This window comes from Pseudomonas sp. LFM046, from assembly GCF_000949385.2.
GTDB lineage: Bacteria > Pseudomonadota > Gammaproteobacteria > Pseudomonadales > Pseudomonadaceae > Metapseudomonas.
The window spans coordinates 5295686-5312540 of sequence record NZ_JYKO02000001.1 but is presented as its reverse complement, the minus strand read 5'-3'; the positions used below and the strand labels follow the sequence as shown (position 1 = coordinate 5312540).

Genomic DNA, 16855 nt, shown 5'->3' with positions numbered 1-16855 from the left:
CTCGGCTAGCGGCCTCCGATGACTGCGGCGGCCGTCGCGACATTATGGGTCAGATGCACTGGATTGATCGTCCCGATTATCGCGCTCGTCACCCCGGGGTGACCGAAGATCAGTTCGAAGCTCGCACGCACCGGATCCATGCCCGACTCCAGGCAGGCATGGCCGCTGGCCAGGCCCTTCTTGATCAGGATGCCCTTGTTTTGTTGCACCGCGAAGTCGAGCACCGGCTTCTCGCTCTGCTCGTTGAGGTTGTAGGTGACCATGGCGCAGTCGCCCTGCTCCAGGGCCAGCAGGCCGCCGTCCACCGTCTTGCCGGAAAGACCGAAGGCGCGAATCTTGCCGGCCTGCTTCAGCTCGGCGAGGGTCTCGTAGACGCCGCTGTTGCGCAGGACGTCCAGGTCATTGCCGTCGGAATGCACCAGGACCAGGTCGATGAAGTCGGTCTCCAGGCGTTTCAGGCTGCGTTCGACGGAGAAGCGCGTGTGTTCGGGGCTGAAGTCGAAACGGGAGAGCCCGTTCTCGAACTCTTCGCCGACCTTGCTGACGATGACCCACTCCTGGCGCTGGCCGCGCAGCAGCGGGCCAAGGCGTTCCTCGCTGCGGCCGTAGGCCGGCGCGGTGTCGATCAGGTTGAGGCCGAGGTCGCGGGCCAGGGCCAGCAGCTGGCGGGCTTCGGCGTCATCGGGAATGGTGAAGCCGCTGGGGTATTTCACGCCCTGGTCGCGGCCCAGCTTGACGGTGCCCAGGCCCAGCGGGGAAACCACCAGGCCGGTGTCGCCCAGCGGGCGGTGGAGGCTGTGCAGGTCGTTCATCCCAGCAGCTCCTCCCAGGCGGGCTGCGCCACCGGCGGACGGGGCAGGGCGGGCAGGGGGGAATGGGAAGCCGGACGTACGCCGTCGCGCTCGAAGGCGGCCAGCACGCGGTCGGCGAAGTCCGGCGCCAGGGCCAGCTTGGTGGGCCAGCCCACCAGCAGTGCACCTTGCTCATGGAGGAAGGCGTTGTCCGGGCGAACCAGGCCGCTTTGCGCCGGCTCGGCACGATCCACCCGCAGGGTCGCCCATTGGGCGGCGGAGAGGTCGATCCAGGGCAGCAGCTGGTGCAGTTCCTGTTCGGCGGCGGCGATCTGCTCGGCTTCGTTGCGGGCCACGCCGTCGGCTTCAGCCAGGTCGCCGCCCAGATACCAGACCCACTGGCCGTCGGCGGCCGGATGGCTGGTGACGGTGATGCGCGGCTTGGGGCCGCCACCCAGGCAGTGGGCGTAGAGGGGTTTCAGGCTGGGCGCCTTGACCATCACCATGTGCAGCGGGCGGCGCTGCATGGCCGGCTGGCTCAGCCCCAGGGCCTCGATCAGGCCCTGGTTGCCGGCGCCGGCGCTGAGGACGATGCGCTGGGCGCGCACTTCACGGCTGTCGATGCGCAACCCCTTGAGCTGGCCATCTTCCAGCAGCGGTTCGATCTCGCGGGCGGCCAGCAGGCCATCGCCGGCCAGTTCCGCCAGGCGGTTGATCAGGCTGGGAACGTCCAGTACGAGTTCGGCCAGGCGATAGACCTTGCCCTTGAATTTCGGATGCTGCAGCGCGGGGGGCAGGGCGTCGCCCTTCACCTGGTCGACGCGACCGCGCACCGCCTTGCTGGCGAAGAAGCTGGTGAGGTTGCCGGCCAGGGTCCCGGGCGACCAGAGGTAGTGGGCGTCGGAGAGCAGGCGCACGCCGGAGAGATCCAGTTCGCCGCTGCCGGCCAGGGCGTCACGCCAGCGGCGCGGCATATCGGCAATGGCCTCGGAGGCGCCGGTCAGGGCGCCGTGCAGGGCGTACTTGGCGCCACCGTGGATGATTCCCTGGGACTTCACGCTCTGGCCGCCGCCGAGGCTGGCGTTCTCCACCAGGAGGGTGGCGAAGCCCTGTTTGCGCAGGCGGGCGTTGAGCCAGAGGCCGGCGATGCCGCCGCCCAGGATGAGCACATCGGTGGAAAGGGATTCGGCCATGGGTTGCAGGCGCCTCGAAAAAAACAGGGGCGCAGTATAGCGCCCCTGTTCGTCCTGCTGCGGCTACAGCCGGTTCAATGGCCCGTGCTGTTGGAAAACAGCTGGATCACGACGACGCCGGAGACGATCAGCCCCATGCCCAGCACCGCCGGGGTATCCAGTTTCTGCTGGTAAAGCACCAGTGCGGCGACGCTCACCAGCACGATCCCGAGACCGGCCCAGATGGCGTAGGCGATGCCCACCGGGATACTGCGCACCACCATGGTCAGCATCCAGAAGGCGATGGCGTAGCCGCCGATCACCAGGATCAGGGGCAGCGGCTTGTTGAAGCCGTCGATGGCCTTCATCGAGGTCGTGGCGATCACTTCGGCGGCAATGGCGATAGCGAGATAGATGTAGCCGGTCATGGTCGGGCCTCCTGTGCGATGGGGTGGATTCTAGGCTTCCTGATGATGGGATAAAGTCATTACCTATCTGGTTTGGAGATAGGTTGTTCGCCATGCAATGGAACCTGGAACAGATCCGCTTATTCGTCGGCGTTGCCGAAGGCCAGTCCTTTTCCGCCGTGGCGCGCCAGTTGCGCCGCGCCCAGTCTGCAGTGAGCAGCGGCATCGCCTTGCTGGAAGAGGACCTTGGCGTACAACTGTTCGACCGCAGCAGTGGCCGGCAGCCGCGATTGACGGCGGCGGGCGCGGCGTTGCTGGAGGAAGCGCGGGAGCTGCTGCGCCAATGCCAGCGTCTGGACGGACGGGCCCTGGGGCTGGCACGGGGCGAAGAAGCCCGGTTGCGTCTCGCCCAGGATGAAGCCATGCCCTACCAGCCGGTGCTGGCCAGCCTGGAGGCACTGGGCACAGCCTTTCCCATGCTGGAGGTGCAACTGGCCAGCAGCGCCCAGGGCGACGTGGCGCGCAAGCTGTTGGAGCGTCGTGCCGACCTCGGGCTGCTGTTTCACCATGAACACATGCCCGATGCCCTGGAGCGTCAGCGCCTGGGCACCATCGAGATGGTCACCGTCTGTGGCGCCGGCCATGCCCTGGCACAGCAACGCTACGCCGACGGCCGCGAATTGGTGCGCCACCGGCAGATCCTCATGGCGCCCCAGGACAGCCACTATCCTGGCGGCGAGCAGCTTGGCCCGCAGGTCTGGCGCGCCGACAGCTTCTACGTCATGGCCGAATTGGTGATGCGGGGCCTGGGGTGGGCGTGGCTGCCCAAGCATGTGGCCCAGTACCCCGCCTACCAGGGGCAGCTGCTGGAGCTGCGCAGCGACTGGACGCCGCCGTCCCTGGTGGTGGAGCTGGTCTGCCGCAGGGATGAGGCCCTTGGCCCGGCGGCGCTCTGGCTGGCGGACAGCCTGGCGGAGCACCTGCAAGCCATGGGTTGAGCACGTCGGGAGTGCCATCAGAGGCGAGTCACGCTAAGCTCCGCGCCCATGAATCGCACCCTCTATACCCTGCTGTTCCATCTCGGCCTGCCCCTGGTGGCCTTGCGTCTGGCCTGGCGGGCCTGGCGGGCACCGGCATACGCACGGCGCATTGGTGAACGTTTCGCCTTCGGCCTGCCGCCGAGCAAGCCCGGCGGTATCTGGGTCCACGCTGTGTCGGTGGGCGAGAGCATCGCCGCTGCGCCGATGGTTCGCGCCCTGCTGGAGCGCCATCCGGACCTGCCAATCACCATCACCTGCATGACCCCCACCGGATCGGAGCGCATCCGCGCCCTGTTCGGCGACCGGGTGCAGCATTGCTACCTGCCCTATGACCTGCCCTGGGCGGCGGCGCGCTTCCTTGACCGGACGGGGCCGAAGCTGGCGGTGATCATGGAAACCGAGCTCTGGCCCAACCACATCCACCAGTGCGCTCGTCGCGGCATTCCAGTGGTACTGGCCAACGCCCGGTTGTCCGAGCGGTCGGCGCGAGGCTATGCGCGTTTCGGCAAGCTCACCGCGCCCATGCTGGCGGAGCTGAGCTGGATCGCTGTGCAGACCGAGGCCGAGGCCCAGCGCTTCCGTGCCCTGGGCGCCCGCCCGGAATGCGTGGGGGTGACCGGCTCGATCAAGTACGACTTGCGTATTGACCCTGCGCTGCCGCAGCGCGCCGCCGAGCTGCGCGGCCAGTGGCGCGCCGAGGCTCGGCCGGTGTGGATCGCCGCCAGCACCCATGCGGGGGAGGACGAAATTGTGCTCGCCGCCCACAAGGCGCTGCTGGCGCGCCGTCCGGATGCGCTGCTGATTCTGGTACCGCGCCACCCTGAGCGCTTCGGTTCGGTATTCGAGCTCTGCCGTCGGGAAGGCTTCGCGGCGGTGCGGCGCTCTTCCGGCGAGGCGGTCTCGGCGCAGACCCAGGTGCTGGTGGGTGACACCATGGGCGAACTGCTGTTCCTCTACGCTCTGGCGGATATCGCCTTCGTCGGCGGCAGCCTGGTGCCCAACGGCGGGCACAACCTGCTGGAGCCGGCGGCCCTGGGCAAGCCGGTGCTGTCGGGACCACACCTGTTCAACTTCCTGGAAATTGCCGCGCAGCTGCGTGAGGCTGGCGCCTTGGCCGAGGTGGCCGATGCTGGCGAGCTGGCCACGCAAGTGGGCGGGCTCTGGGCCGACCCGGTTCGCGCTGGGGCCATGCACGAGGCGGGGCTATCGGTGCTGAGGGCCAATCAGGGCGCATTGGAGCGATTGCTGGCCGGACTTTCGCGGCTGCTGCACTGAGTGCTGGTGAGCTTTGTTGTAGGGGCGATTTCAATCGCCAAGCAGGCCGAAGGTCTGCGCTCCGGTCTCCAAAGGGGCGGCTTCGCCGCCCTTGGCGAATGAATTCGCCCCTACAGGAGATGCCTCGTCAGGGGCTCAGAACGTCGGCGGGGTAATGACCCAGAGGATCAGCGCATCCTTGTCGCCGGGGTTGCCGTAGCGGTGGGGCTCCTGGCTGGAGAAGCTGAAGCTGTCGCCTTCCTGCAGGCGGAAATGGCGGTCGCCGACCCAGAGTTCGAATTCGCCGCTCAGTACATAGCCGGCTTCTTCACCTTCGTGGCTGTAGCTCTCTTCGCTGTAAGTGCCGGGCGGGAAGCGCGAGTGGAGCATTTCCAGCTGGCGCAGCGGCTGCGGGCTGAGCAGTTCGTCGGTGATTCCGTCTTCGTAGTGCAGGCTGGTGCGGGCGTTGCGGCGCACCACGTAGCCGCGGTCGGCTTCGCTGGTGGGGGCTTCGCTGGCGAAGAACCACTGGATGGTCACGCCCAGGCTGCGCGCGATGTTGAACAGCGCCGGAATCGAGGGGTAGGCCAGGTTGCGTTCCAGCTGGCTGATGTAGCCGGCCGTGAGCTTGCTCTGTTCGGCCAGCTCGCTGAGGGTCATGCCCTGGCGTTTGCGCAGCGCCCGGATGCGTGTGCCGAGGAACTGGCTCTCGGCGTTGGCGTTCGGCGACGGCAGGCTGGGACTCATGGTTCCCTCCATGGGATGCGGGATCGCGGCATTGTAGTGCAGCCACGATCCCCGCCGACACTCAGATCTCCCAGGCGACTTTCAGACCCTCGTAGATGGCCTCTTCCACGGTGCGCGGGGCCAGGCAGTCGCCGATCCGACGGAACTCCACCAGACCGACCAGCTCGCTTCCCAGGTCGTCCACCGGCTCGTGGCCCTGGCAGAGCACCAGGGTGTCCACCTCCTCGAACAGCATCGGTTCGTTGCAGGCGGCGTGCATCATGTACACCGTGCTGTCGTCGCAGCCGTAGAGGCGGGCGTAGGGCGTGAGCGGAATGCCCAGCTTGTGCAGTTCACCGGCCATCTGGTCGCGGACGTACAGGGGCAGGCTCTCGCCGCAATGGGTGCCGTTCACCGCCAGGCGCACCTGATGGCCATTGCGGGCCAGGCGCTCGGCAATCCCAGGGGCGATCCAGTCGCCGCGCCAGTCGGTCACCAGTACCGAGCGGCCCAGTTGCACCTCACCTCGCAGCACCTGCCAGGCGTCCACCACCTGCAGCTCGCCGCCGCGCTCGAATGGCGGCCAGTAGGGTTTGGCGCCAGTGGCGAGGATGAGCAGGTCGGGGCGTTCCTGTTCCACCAACGCGCGATCGACCCGGACGTTGCGCAGCACCTTCACCCCCGCCAGCTCCATTTCCCGCTGCAGGTTGGTGGCAGCGCCACCGAATTCCGCCCGCCGTGGCAGCAGTTGGGCCAGCAGCACCTGGCCGCCGAGCTGATTGCCGGCTTCGTAGAGGGTGACGTCATGGCCGCGCTGGGCCGCCACTGCGGCAGCCTTCATGCCTGCCGGGCCGCCGCCCACCACCATGATCCGTTTGCGCAGGGTTACGGGTTTCGGCTCGTCGTAGGTGAGCTCGCGGCCGGTCTCCGGGTGCTGGATACAGGAAATGGGGTAACCACGGTGGAAGTGGCCGATGCAGGCCTGGTTGCAGGCGATGCAGGCGCGCACATCGTCGCTGCGGCCGGCACCGGCCTTGTTCGGCATTTGCGGGTCGCAGATCAGGGCCCGGGTCATGCCGCAGACGTCGGCCTGGCCTCGGGCGAGGATGGTTTCGGCTTCCTGGGGCTGGTTGATCCGACCGGTGACGAAGAGCGGAATGTCCAGGCGCGCCTTGAAGCTTCCGGCGGTGGGCGCCAGGTAGGCCGCCTCGATGGCCATGGGCGGGACGATATGGATGGCGCCGCCGAGGGACGCGGAGGTGCCGGCCACCAGGTGCACGTAATCCAGCTGCCCCTGCAGGGACAGCACGGCGGCGAGGGATTCGTCCTCGGTCAGGCCTTCCGGGTCACGTTCGTCGGCTGAGATGCGCAGGCCGACGATGAAGTCTTCGGAGCAGTTGGCGCGGACTGCCTGGATCACTTCGCGGAGGAAGCGCAGGCGGGCGTCCAGGTCACCGTTGTAGCCGTCCTGGCGGCGGTTCACTCGCGGATTGAGGAATTGCGCAGGCAGGTAGCCGTGGCTGGCGACAATCTCCACGCCATCCAGGCCGGCTTCGCAGAGGCGTCGGGCGGCGGCGCCGTAGCCGGCGACGATCTCGTCGATCATTGCCTGGTCCAGGGCCCGGGGCATCACCCGGAATCGTTCATTGGGGGAGGCGGACGCGGACCAGGCCACGGCCAGCAAGCCGTCGGCGGACTCCATGATCTCCCGGCCCGGATGGAAGACCTGGGACAGCACCACGGTGCCCTCGGCGTGGCAGGCCTCGGCCAGGCGCCGGTAGCCTTCGATGCAGGCGTCGTCGGTGGCCATCAGCACATGGGAGGTGTAACGCGCGCTGTCATGGACCCCGGCCACCTGCAGCACGATCAGGCCGACGCCACCCTTGGCACGGGCCCGGTGGTAGGCAACGAGTTGGTCGTTGACCAGGTTGTCTGCGGGCATCGAGGTGTCGTGACCGCTGGACATGATGCGGTTCTTCAGGCGCTTGCCACGGATTTCCAGGGGCTCGAAGAGGTGCGGGAAAGCCAGCGCTGGCTGATGTGCGGTGGGCATGGAGGGCTCCTGTGGACCTGGCGGTCGCGCTTGTTCTTGTTGTGTCATGAAAATTTACCGTTAGTAAAAAATCAACTTGTTTTTTTACTTGGCCCTGACTAGTTTCGAGTCAGCCCCGAGCCGGGCACGCTTCATGACAACAACAAGAGGAGAAGCACCATGCGGCATTCGTTCGTCCCTCACCTGCACATCGATATCCCCCGCTCCATCACTCCCTGGCTGGCCGGACTGGCCCTGGCCTCCACGCTGGGAACCGCTCAGGCGGCGGACAACATGGTGGTCGTGGGTTATGGCGGGGCAGGGCAGAAAGCCCTGAGCGACGCCTTCTTCAAACCCTTTGCCAAGGCCAGCGGCGCTCCCCTGACCGAGAGCGAGTACAACGGCGAAATGGCGCGCATCAAGGTGATGGCCGATACCGGCAGCGTCGACTGGGACCTGGTGGAGATCGAGGCGCCGGACCTGGTGCGCGGTTGCGAGGAGGGCATGTTCGAGCGGCTCGACTGGCAGCGCATCGGCGGCACCGATCAGTTGATCGCCGACGCGGCCCAGGAGTGCGGTTCGGCCACCATGGTGTGGAGCGTGGCGCTGGCCTACGACGCCGGCAAACTGGCCGAGGCGCCGAAATCCTGGGCGGACTTCTGGGACGTCAAGCGCTTCCCCGGCAAGCGTGGCCTGCGCAAGCGCGCCGTGTACAACCTGGAATTCGCGCTGCTGGCCGACGGGGTCAAGCGCGAGGATGTCTACAAGGTGCTGGCCACGCCGGCCGGGGTGGAGCGCGCCTTCGCCAAGCTGGACCAGCTCAAGCCCCATATCCAGTGGTGGGAGGCGGGCGCCCAGCCGGTGCAGTGGCTGGCCGCTGGCGACGTGACCATGACCTCGGTCTACAGCGGCCGCATCGCCGCGGCCCACCAGGAAGGCAACAACTTCGCGGTGGTCTGGCCGGACAGCCTCTACGGCATGGACTACTGGGCCATCATCAAGGGCTCGAAGCATGTCGATCGCGCCCACCAGTTGATCGCCTTCATCAACAAGGCGGACAACCAGGCCGACTACGTCAAGCGCATTCCCTACGGACCGGTCAACCAGCAGACCTTCGATCGTCTCGACCCGGCCCTGACCGGCTGGCTGCCCAGCGCGCCGCAGAACATGGCCCAGTCACTGGCCATGGACGTGGAGTTCTGGACCGACCATGGCGAGGACCTGGAGCAGCGCTTCAACGCCTGGGCGGCGAAGTAGGCGCGATCCACCCGGTACGCGCGAAATGAAAAAGCCCGGCATCTCTGCCGGGCTTCGTCGTTTGCGCTGGACCTCAGTATTCCGTGTCGCCTTTCAGGCTGGCTTCGGCAGCCTTGGCCAGATCCGGCGGGAGGAAGTCCTTGTCCGGGTCGTAGTCGGGCTTGAGGAAGCCGGCCAGGGCTTCCAGATCGCCCGGGCTCAGGGTGCCGGCGGCCTGCTTCAGGCGCAGGTTGTCGAGGATGTAGTCGTAGCGGGCGTTGTTGTAGTCGCGTACCGAGCTGTACAGCTGGCGCTGGGCGTCCAGCACGTCGACGATGTTGCGGGTACCCACCTGGTAACCGATCTCGGTGGCTTCCAGGGCGCTCTGGTTGGAGATGATCGACTGCTTGCGTGCCTTCACCTGCTCCACGTCGGTGTTCACCGCGCGGTGGAAGTTGCGGGTGTTCTGCACCACGGTGCGGCGCAGGCTTTCGCGTTGCTGTTCGGTCTGGTTCAGGCGCTGGTAGGACTCGCGCACCTGCGAACTGGTCAGGCCGCCGCTGTAGATCGGGATATTCAGCTGGAGGCCGATGCTGCGCTGTTCCACGTCGCCACTGATATTCGGCTGCGTGCTGCCCGGGCTGTTGCTGAAGCCCAGGCTGTCGTTGTCGCCCTTCTGGTAGCTGGCCACCGCGTCCAGGGTTGGTGCGTGACCGGCCTTGCGCTGGCGCAGGGTCTCTTCGGCGGCGTCGACCGCAAAGTTCGCGGCCTGCAGGTTGAGGTTCTGCTGGGAAGCGGTGTCGACCCACGCCTTGGCATCGTTGGGGGCGGGTACCACGACCGGAAGGGTGTGGAGGATACCCTCGATGGAGGCGTACTCGCGGTTGGTCAGGGTGACCAGGGCCTGGAAGGCGTCTTCCACGTTGCGCTCGGCGATGATCCGGTTGGCACGTGCAGTGTCATAGCCCGCCTGGGCTTCCAGCACGTCGGTCTTGTCCGAGAGACCGACGTCGAAACGCTCGTTGGCCTGGTCGAGCTGGCGCTTGAACGCCGCTTCTTCGGCCTTGGTCGAGGCCAGGTTGTCCTGGGCGCGCAGCACGGCGAAGTAGGTTTCGGCGGTCTGCAGGATCAGGTTCTGCTGGGTCGCGGAGAAGTCCAGGGCAGCCTGCTCGGTGCTGGACTCGGCGGCTTTCAGTTGGAACCAGCGGTCAGCGCGGAATATCGGCTGGCTCAGAGTCGCCTGGTAGGCGATGCCGCTGCGCGAAGTGGTGCTGGAGGGATCGTCCAGCTTGGTCCGGGTGTCGTCGGCCGTGGCGCCGCCGTTTATCTGCGGCAGCAGGCCGGAACGAGCCTGGGGCACGGCCTCGCGCTGCGCGTCATAGTTGGCGCGGGCGGCGGCGAGGTCGGCGTTGTTGTCGACGGCGTCCTTGTAGACGGTCACGAGGTCCGTCTTGGCTGACAGGGGGGCATCTACGGCCCAGGCATTTCCGGCGAAGGCGGATGCCACGGCGATGGCCAGCGAGAGTCTGCGCAGCATGATCAATCCTGGATTCTTGGGGGGTCGGGCAAGGCTACGGGGCCGCCGGGGGGGTGGTCAAGAAGCCCGGCGGCGGCCTGAGTGTAGTTTGCGACAAGCTATGTTGCTTGCCTGCAACAATGGATTCTTGCGGCAGGGATGCGTCATATACCGACGCATCGGTCACTTTATTCTGACCACCGGGTTGGTTTTCTCGGCCGAGCTTGTTTAGACTGCGCGAGTTCTTGTCGGGGTGCCTCGAATCGGAGGCTGAGATCGGAGAGTTCCGGATCCCGTTGAACCTGATCAGGTTAAGGCCTGCGTAGGGAACAAGATGTGCCTCCCAAGCCCGAAGTCCGGGAGGCTCCTCTCAGCACCGCTCCAGGTGCGCTCTTCCTTCAGGTTCGCTCCGACATCCATCCCAGGAGCCAGCCGATGACCGCAAAACAACAAAAGAACCTGAGCGAAAGCGCCCAGGTCGACCAGCAATCCATCCAGCCTTTCCCCCGTTCCCAGAAGGTCTATGTGCAGGGCTCTCGTCCGGATATCCGCGTGCCCATGCGTGAGATCAGCCTGGACGTGACCCCCACCGCCTTCGGCGGCGAGATCAACGCCCCGGTCACCGTCTATGACACCTCCGGTCCGTACACCGACCCGAACGTCACCATCGACGTGCGCAAGGGCCTGGCGGACGTGCGCTCCGCCTGGATCGACGATCGCGGCGACACCGAGCGCCTGCCGGGCCTGACGTCCGAGTTCGGCCAGCGCCGTCTGGCCGACGCCGAGCTGTCGGCCATGCGCTTCGCCCATGTGCGCAACCCGCGCCGCGCCAAGGCAGGCCAGAACGTCAGCCAGATGCACTACGCGAAGAAGGGCATCATCACGCCCGAGATGGAATACGTCGCCATCCGCGAGAACATGAAACTGGCCGAGGCCCTTGCTGCCGGCCTGCTAAACGAGCAGCATCCGGGCAACAGCTTCGGCGCGGCCATCCCGAAGGAAATCACCCCCGAGTTCGTCCGCCAGGAAATCGCCCGCGGCCGCGCCATCATCCCCGCCAACATCAACCACGTGGAGCTGGAGCCGATGATCATCGGCCGCAACTTCCTGGTGAAGATCAACGGCAACATCGGCAACTCGGCCCTGGGGTCCTCCATCGAGGAAGAAGTGGCCAAGCTGACCTGGGGCATTCGCTGGGGTTCGGACACTGTCATGGACCTGTCCACCGGCAAGCACATCCATGAAACCCGCGAGTGGATCATCCGCAACTCGCCGGTCCCGATCGGCACCGTGCCGGTGTACCAGGCGCTGGAGAAGGTCGGCGGCATCGCCGAGGACCTGACCTGGGAGCTGTTCCGCGACACCCTGATCGAACAGGCCGAGCAGGGCGTGGACTACTTCACCATCCACGCCGGCGTGCTGCTGCGTTACGTACCGCTGACCGCCAAGCGCGTCACCGGCATCGTCTCCCGTGGCGGCTCGATCATGGCCAAGTGGTGCCTGGCCCACCACAAGGAGAATTTCCTCTACACCCACTTCGAGGAAATCTGCGAAATCATGAAGGCCTACGACGTCAGCTTCTCGCTGGGCGACGGCCTGCGTCCCGGCTCCATCGCCGACGCCAACGATGCCGCCCAGTTCGGTGAGCTGGAAACCCTGGGCGAGCTGACCAAGATCGCCTGGAAGCATGACGTGCAGACCATGATCGAGGGCCCCGGCCACGTGCCGATGCATCTGATCAAGGAAAACATGGAGAAGCAGCTGGAGTGCTGCGAGGAAGCGCCGTTCTATACCCTCGGCCCGCTGACCACGGACATCGCCCCCGGCTACGACCACATCACCTCCGGCATCGGCGCCGCGATGATCGGCTGGTTCGGCTGCGCCATGCTCTGCTATGTGACCCCGAAGGAGCACCTGGGCCTGCCGAACAAGGATGACGTGAAGACCGGCATCATTACCTACAAGATCGCCGCTCATGCCGCCGACCTTGCCAAGGGCCACCCGGGCGCGCAGATTCGTGACAACGCACTCTCCAAGGCGCGCTTCGAGTTCCGCTGGGAGGACCAGTTCAACCTCGGCCTGGATCCGGACACCGCCCGCGCCTTCCACGATGAAACCCTGCCGAAGGACTCGGCCAAGGTGGCGCACTTCTGCTCCATGTGCGGGCCGAAGTTCTGCTCCATGAAGATCACCCAGGAAGTTCGCGACTATGCGAAGGAAAACGGCCTGGGCGACGACAAGCAGGCCATCGCCGCAGGCTTCGAGGAGCAGGCTGCGCGATTCAAGGACGAGGGCTCTGTCATCTACAAACAGGTGTAAGCCTGCCCGCCACGACGGAAGCCGGGCCCTGTGCCCGGCTTTCCGGTTTGTGGTCAACCCATAACAACAGTCCATCCAGGGCATCTGCCATCGTGAACACCCCCACCAGTTATTCGCCGACCATTCCGGTCGCCTTCGATCAGCGCGTACTCGGCACGCGCGACCTGTTTTCCCTCTGGTTCTCCCTCGGCCTTGGCCTGATGGTGCTGCAGACCGGTGCGCTGCTGGCGCCGGGCCTTGGCACCAGCGACGCGCTGCTCGCCATTCTGCTGGGCACCGGCGTCGGCGTGCTGCTGCTGGGCTCCGCCGCCATGATCGGCAGCGATACGGGCCTGGCCGCCATGGCCTCGCTCAAGCTCAGCCTGGGTTCGGCCGGCGCCGGTCTGCCGGCCTTCCTCAACCTGCTGCAACTGGTGGGCTGGGGCGCCTTCGAGATCATCGTGATGCGCGACGCCGCCAGTCTGCTGGGCGGCCGTGGCCTGGGCGATGACAGCCTGTGGGCGTCGCCCACCCTGTGGACCCTGGTATTCGGCGCCCTCGCCACGCTGCTGGCGGTGGCCGGCCCGCTGGCGTTCGTCCGTCGCATCCTGCGTCGCTGGGGTATCTGGCTGCTGCTGGGCGCCTGCGTCTGGCTGACCTGGGACCTGCTGAACCGGGCCGACCTTTCCGCCCTGATGGCGCGCGCCGGTGACGGTTCCATGTCCTTCGCCCTGGGCTTCGACATCGCGATCGCCATGCCGCTGTCCTGGCTGCCGCTGATCGCCGACTACTCGCGCTTCGGCCGTCGTGGCGGCGGCGTGTTCGTCGGCTCGGCGCTGGGCTTCTTCATCGGCTGCCTGTGGCTGATGGGCCTGGGCGTGGCCTACACCCTGGCCTTCGCCGAGGGCAGCGATGCCAACGCCCTGCTGCTGGCGTTGGCCGGTGCCGGCATGGGCATCCCGCTGCTGCTGATCCTGCTGGACGAGTCGGAGAAGGCCTTCGCCGACATCCATTCGGCGGCGGTGTCCAGCGGCATCCTGCTGCCGTTGAAGGTGGAGCAGCTCGCCCTGGCCATCGGTGCCCTGTGCACCCTGATCGCCTGGTTCGCGCCGCTGGCCGAGTACCAGAACTTCCTGCTGCTGATCGGTTCGGTATTCGCCCCGCTGTTCGGCGTGGTGCTGGTGGATCACTTCATCCTGCGCCGCCGCCGTGCCGAGCTGGCGCCTCGGGTGGCGCTGCGCTGGGACACGTTGCTGGCCTGGGGCTGCGGCGTCGCCCTCTACCACCTGCTGGCCAACCGCTGGCCGGAGCTGGGGGCGACCCTGCCGGCATTGCTGGCGGCAGGCGGTCTGCAGTTCCTGCTGGGGCGCTTCAGCCGCGTCCGGGGAAATACTGGGGCTTCAATATTCCGTTGAGCTGCGGATAGGGAATACGCAGCTCCGGGTGGCCGCTGGAGTACGGCGCGATGCTGTAGACGTCGTACTTCAGGATGACGGCGCCGTAGCCCAGGCCGACGTTGGCGGTACGCTCGAACGGCCAGGTCTTGATGAATTCGGGGTCCTGGTCGAATTTGTTGACCGCCAGCCAGCGGCCGTGGGCCTTCTCGGCCACCTTCCAGAAGGCGTCTTCCTGGCCGGGCAGCAGCATGTCGCCAAGGCTCAGCGGCTTCTCCAGCTTGCGGTCGTAGTTGATGAAGCCGCGCCCCGGCATTCCGTGGGCGCCGCCGGTGTAGAGGTAGCTGGACAGTTCGACCAGGACCAGCTTGTCGTGCTGCTCCAGCACCTTGGCCTGCAGGTAGCTGCTCCAGTTGTGCTGGGCGCTGGCGAGGAAGTCCTTCTCATAGGATTCGAGCGAGGCCGGCAGCGGCGCGCCGGGGCTGTCCTGGGTCATTTGCAGCAGGCGCTGGTTGATCAGTGCATTGAGCTGCGGTTCGTCGGCGAAGCTGATGGTGTCGATGTTCACCAGCGGGCAGCTCTCGCCCTGGCAGCCGGGCTTCAGGTGTTCCCAGGCGTGGCGCTGCGGCTCCAGCTTGTCGCTGCCGCCGGGCAACATCTGGCAGGCGCTGAGCAGGGCGCCGAAGGAGGCGGCGGCGAGGAGTCGGGCAAGGGGCATCGGCTTCATCTTCAGGGTCGGATTCCGGAAAAGTGCAGGCTTCGACTGCCATCGCCACCCTGAGTTCGAGCGGTGGCCGGCAGCATTTCGCCGCGCATCTTCCCAGCCGGCAGCGCATCTGCAAAGAGGCTGCGCGGTGCTTGGCCAAGGGGTAGGATGCGCGGATCGAATGCCATCCTGACCAAGCGAGACACCCCATGACCGAAACCTTCAAGCCAGGCCCCGACGCTGTCGAAATGGTCGAACGCGAGACCTGCTTCCAGGGTTTTTACCGGCTGGACCGCCTGAGCCTGCGCCACCAGCTGTTCTCCGGCGAAATGGGACCGGTCATCCATCGGGAACTCTTCGTCCGTCATGATGCTGTCTGCGTCCTGCCCTATGATCCGCTGCAGGATACGGTGGTGCTGATCGAACAGTTCCGTGTCGGGGCCTACGGCAAGAGCGAAAGCCCCTGGCTGCTGGAGCTGGTTGCCGGGCTGATCGACAAGGACGAGGAACCGGAAGAGGTCGCCCGTCGGGAAGCTGTCGAAGAAGCTGATCTGCAGTTGACTTCACTGTGGCCGATCACCACTTACTATCCTTCACCAGGGGGCTCCAACGAGCGCGTGCACCTGTACCTCGGACGCTGTGACAGCAGCGGCGCGGGGGGCGTACACGGGCTGGCGGAGGAGGGCGAGGATATCCGCGTGCACGTGCTGCCGCTGGAGGACGCCATGGCCCTGATGCGCGAAGGGCGACTGGACAACGCCGCAAGTATGCTGGCCCTGCAGTGGCTGGCGCTGAACCGTACCGAAGTCAGGGGATTGTGGACGTGAATCTGTTGCGCGATCGCTACCGGGTCGACCTCATCGGGCTGCAAGCAGCCTGTGAGGCGAACTACGCGCGCCTGATGCGTCTGCTCCCGCAGATGCGCGAGGTGCGCGGTTCCCGGCGTGTCGCGTTGAGCCAGGGCGAACGCCTGCTGGGCGTGCTGGCCCTGGAAGTGGTCGAGGCCTGCCCTTACACCACCACCCTGCAAGTCCGCCAGGAGCACAGCCTGCCCTGGCTCCCGTCTCCGCAGTTGGAAGTGCGCGTCTACCATGACGCGCGTATGGCTGAAGTGGTCGGTGCCGAGAATGCACGGCGTTTCCGTAGCGTGTACTCCTATCCCAATGCCGACATGCACCAGCCCGATGAGAAGAGTCAGCTGAACCTCTTCCTTGGTGAATGGCTCAGTCATTGCCTGGCCTGCGGCCACGAGCTGGAACCCGTCGTCCTCTAGCCGGATCGGCTAACGGCACCATCGCGGTAACCCTTGTCGACTGGTCGGATGCTCACGATCGGCTGCTTTTAACTGTGAACCATTCCCGCTTCGCGGGTTTACCCTTTGCGCGCGCAGCAACCATAATCGGAACATCCCGCCCAAGGAGAAGGCCTTGTCCAGTCCACTCCCTACTGCCGCTGACGAGTCGGTGCTGCTGGTGCAGCTCTCCGACAGCCACCTGTTCGCCGAAGCGGACGGCAAGCTGCTGGGCATGGACACCCGCGACAGCTTGCAGCGGGTGATCGACCGGGTTATCGAGGAGCAGCCGAGCATCGATCTCGTGCTGGCCACGGGCGACCTGTCCCAGGACGGCTCCGCCGAGTCCTACCAGTGTTTCGGCGAGCTGGTCGCCCGCATTCCGGCACCGTCCCGCTGGTTCCCCGGCAACCATGACGAAGTGCCGGTGATGCGTCAGGTCTGCGCCGGCACCGCCGCCCTTGAGCCTATCGTCGATTTCCCCCACTGGCGGATAGTGTTGCTGGATTCCACCATCGAGGGCGCCGTGCCCGGGCATTTCCCCGCCGAGCAGTTGCAACTGCTGGAGCGAGCCCTGGAAGAGGCCGGGGAGCGCCACGTGCTGATCAGCTTCCACCATCACCCCGTGTCCATTGGCTGCGCCTGGATGGACCCCATCGGCGTGCGCAATGCCGAGGCGCTGTTCGCGGTGCTGGACCGTTATCCCCAGGTGCGCGCACTGCTCTGGGGCCACGTCCACCAGGAATTCGATCAGGTGCGCAACGGCGTGCGCCTGCTGGCGTCGCCTTCCACTTGCGTGCAGTTCGCGCCGGGCAGCGAGGACTTCAGCGTCGGCTGCGAGGCACCGGGTTATCGCTGGCTGCGCCTGAAGCGCGACGGCAGCATCGAGACCGGGGTTTCCCGGGTCACTGGAATCGCCTTCGAAGTGGACTACAGCATCAAGGGTTATTGACCTTCTCGCCGTGGCACGGCAAGAAGTACAACTTTCCCTC

15 protein-coding genes and 1 riboswitch are annotated in these 16855 nt (G+C 66.2%); of the genes, 8 read left to right on the top strand and 7 right to left on the bottom strand.

Going from position 1 to position 16855, the window contains the following annotated elements; all coding sequences use genetic code 11:
- Window positions 1-5: 5 nt before the first annotated feature.
- The 3 genes from TQ98_RS24450 to TQ98_RS24440 form a co-directional block, all read right to left on the bottom strand.
- A complete protein-coding gene (locus tag TQ98_RS24450) occupies window positions 6-812 on the bottom strand; it encodes an aldo/keto reductase (protein WP_044870732.1) in 807 nt (268 codons plus the stop codon).
- Window positions 809-1984 (bottom strand): FAD-dependent oxidoreductase, encoded by a 1176-nt coding sequence (locus TQ98_RS24445; protein WP_044870733.1) that lies wholly within the window; start codon window positions 1982-1984, stop codon window positions 809-811. The genes TQ98_RS24450 and TQ98_RS24445 overlap by 4 nt, the downstream gene beginning before the upstream one ends.
- Window positions 1985-2058: 74 nt before the next feature.
- Window positions 2059-2391 (bottom strand): SMR family transporter, encoded by a 333-nt coding sequence (locus TQ98_RS24440; protein WP_044870734.1) that lies wholly within the window; start codon window positions 2389-2391, stop codon window positions 2059-2061.
- Window positions 2392-2483: 92 nt separating this feature from the next.
- Here TQ98_RS24440 and TQ98_RS24435 point away from each other — a divergent pair, with 92 nt between their 5' ends.
- Window positions 2484-3368: a LysR family transcriptional regulator gene (locus TQ98_RS24435; protein WP_044870797.1), complete on the top strand. Its 885-nt coding sequence runs from the start codon at window positions 2484-2486 to the stop codon at window positions 3366-3368.
- A gap of 48 nt (window positions 3369-3416) precedes the next feature.
- Complete coding sequence (gene waaA, locus TQ98_RS24430; RefSeq protein ID WP_044870735.1) at window positions 3417-4685, top strand: lipid IV(A) 3-deoxy-D-manno-octulosonic acid transferase; 1269 nt, start codon at window positions 3417-3419, stop codon at window positions 4683-4685.
- 135 nt (window positions 4686-4820) lie between these two features.
- Here waaA and TQ98_RS24425 read toward each other — a convergent pair whose 3' ends face one another.
- A complete protein-coding gene (locus TQ98_RS24425; RefSeq protein ID WP_044870736.1) occupies window positions 4821-5411 on the bottom strand; it encodes a cupin domain-containing protein in 591 nt (196 codons plus the stop codon).
- Between the two features lie 61 nt (window positions 5412-5472).
- Window positions 5473-7419 (bottom strand): FAD-dependent oxidoreductase, encoded by a 1947-nt coding sequence (locus TQ98_RS24420; RefSeq protein ID WP_103103177.1) that lies wholly within the window; start codon window positions 7417-7419, stop codon window positions 5473-5475.
- 183 nt (window positions 7420-7602) lie between these two features.
- Between TQ98_RS24420 and TQ98_RS24415 the strand changes: the two genes are divergently transcribed.
- Window positions 7603-8679: an ABC transporter substrate-binding protein gene (locus TQ98_RS24415; RefSeq protein ID WP_044870738.1), complete on the top strand. Its 1077-nt coding sequence runs from the start codon at window positions 7603-7605 to the stop codon at window positions 8677-8679.
- Between the two features lie 73 nt (window positions 8680-8752).
- Here TQ98_RS24415 and TQ98_RS24410 read toward each other — a convergent pair whose 3' ends face one another.
- Entirely contained in the window at window positions 8753-10195 is a 1443-nt protein-coding gene (locus TQ98_RS24410; protein ID WP_044870739.1) for a TolC family outer membrane protein, read from the bottom strand.
- A gap of 218 nt (window positions 10196-10413) precedes the next feature.
- Window positions 10414-10520: riboswitch (TPP riboswitch) on the top strand.
- 89 nt (window positions 10521-10609) lie between these two features.
- Here TQ98_RS24410 and thiC point away from each other — a divergent pair.
- Together thiC and cytX are read left to right on the top strand one after the other, a co-directional pair.
- Window positions 10610-12493, top strand: a complete 1884-nt coding sequence (gene thiC / locus TQ98_RS24405) for a phosphomethylpyrimidine synthase ThiC (protein WP_044870740.1) — start codon at window positions 10610-10612, stop codon at window positions 12491-12493.
- Between the two features lie 89 nt (window positions 12494-12582).
- Window positions 12583-13887, top strand: a complete 1305-nt coding sequence (gene cytX / locus TQ98_RS24400; RefSeq protein ID WP_103103176.1) for a putative hydroxymethylpyrimidine transporter CytX — start codon at window positions 12583-12585, stop codon at window positions 13885-13887.
- Here the strand turns inward: cytX and TQ98_RS24395 are convergent.
- Window positions 13844-14524 (bottom strand): DUF3298 and DUF4163 domain-containing protein, encoded by a 681-nt coding sequence (locus tag TQ98_RS24395; RefSeq protein WP_242443222.1) that lies wholly within the window; start codon window positions 14522-14524, stop codon window positions 13844-13846. The genes cytX and TQ98_RS24395 overlap by 44 nt on opposite strands.
- 257 nt (window positions 14525-14781) lie before the next feature.
- On the opposite strand from TQ98_RS24395, the gene TQ98_RS24390 reads away from it, so the two are divergent.
- The 3 genes from TQ98_RS24390 to cpdA all read left to right on the top strand — a co-directional run bounded on the left by TQ98_RS24390 (window position 14782) and on the right by cpdA (window position 16815).
- A complete protein-coding gene (locus tag TQ98_RS24390; RefSeq protein ID WP_044870742.1) occupies window positions 14782-15399 on the top strand; it encodes an NUDIX domain-containing protein in 618 nt (205 codons plus the stop codon).
- Window positions 15390-15845, top strand: a complete 456-nt coding sequence (locus TQ98_RS24385) for a DUF1249 domain-containing protein (RefSeq protein WP_044870743.1) — start codon at window positions 15390-15392, stop codon at window positions 15843-15845. The genes TQ98_RS24390 and TQ98_RS24385 overlap by 10 nt, the downstream gene beginning before the upstream one ends.
- 154 nt (window positions 15846-15999) lie before the next feature.
- Complete coding sequence (cpdA, locus tag TQ98_RS24380) at window positions 16000-16815, top strand: 3',5'-cyclic-AMP phosphodiesterase (protein WP_044870744.1); 816 nt, start codon at window positions 16000-16002, stop codon at window positions 16813-16815.
- Window positions 16816-16855: the final 40 nt, after the last annotated feature.

Bases quoted from the DNA above. Each gene is read 5' to 3' on its own strand.
- waaA (WP_044870735.1), top strand. From the start codon at position 3,417: ATGAATCGCACCCTCTATACCCTGCTGTTCCATCTCGGCCTGCCCCTG.
- TQ98_RS24415 (WP_044870738.1), top strand. From the start codon at position 7,603: ATGCGGCATTCGTTCGTCCCTCACCTGCACATCGATATCCCCCGCTCC.
- TQ98_RS24410 (WP_044870739.1), bottom strand. From the start codon at position 10,195: ATGCTGCGCAGACTCTCGCTGGCCATCGCCGTGGCATCCGCCTTCGCC.
- TQ98_RS24440 (WP_044870734.1), bottom strand. From the start codon at position 2,391: ATGACCGGCTACATCTATCTCGCTATCGCCATTGCCGCCGAAGTGATC.
- TQ98_RS24435 (WP_044870797.1), top strand. From the start codon at position 2,484: ATGCAATGGAACCTGGAACAGATCCGCTTATTCGTCGGCGTTGCCGAA.
- TQ98_RS24445 (WP_044870733.1), bottom strand. From the start codon at position 1,984: ATGGCCGAATCCCTTTCCACCGATGTGCTCATCCTGGGCGGCGGCATC.
- TQ98_RS24425 (WP_044870736.1), bottom strand. From the start codon at position 5,411: ATGAGTCCCAGCCTGCCGTCGCCGAACGCCAACGCCGAGAGCCAGTTC.
- thiC (WP_044870740.1), top strand. From the start codon at position 10,610: ATGACCGCAAAACAACAAAAGAACCTGAGCGAAAGCGCCCAGGTCGAC.
- TQ98_RS24390 (WP_044870742.1), top strand. From the start codon at position 14,782: ATGACCGAAACCTTCAAGCCAGGCCCCGACGCTGTCGAAATGGTCGAA.
- TQ98_RS24450 (WP_044870732.1), bottom strand. From the start codon at position 812: ATGAACGACCTGCACAGCCTCCACCGCCCGCTGGGCGACACCGGCCTG.
- TQ98_RS24395 (WP_242443222.1), bottom strand. From the start codon at position 14,524: ATGTTGCCCGGCGGCAGCGACAAGCTGGAGCCGCAGCGCCACGCCTGG.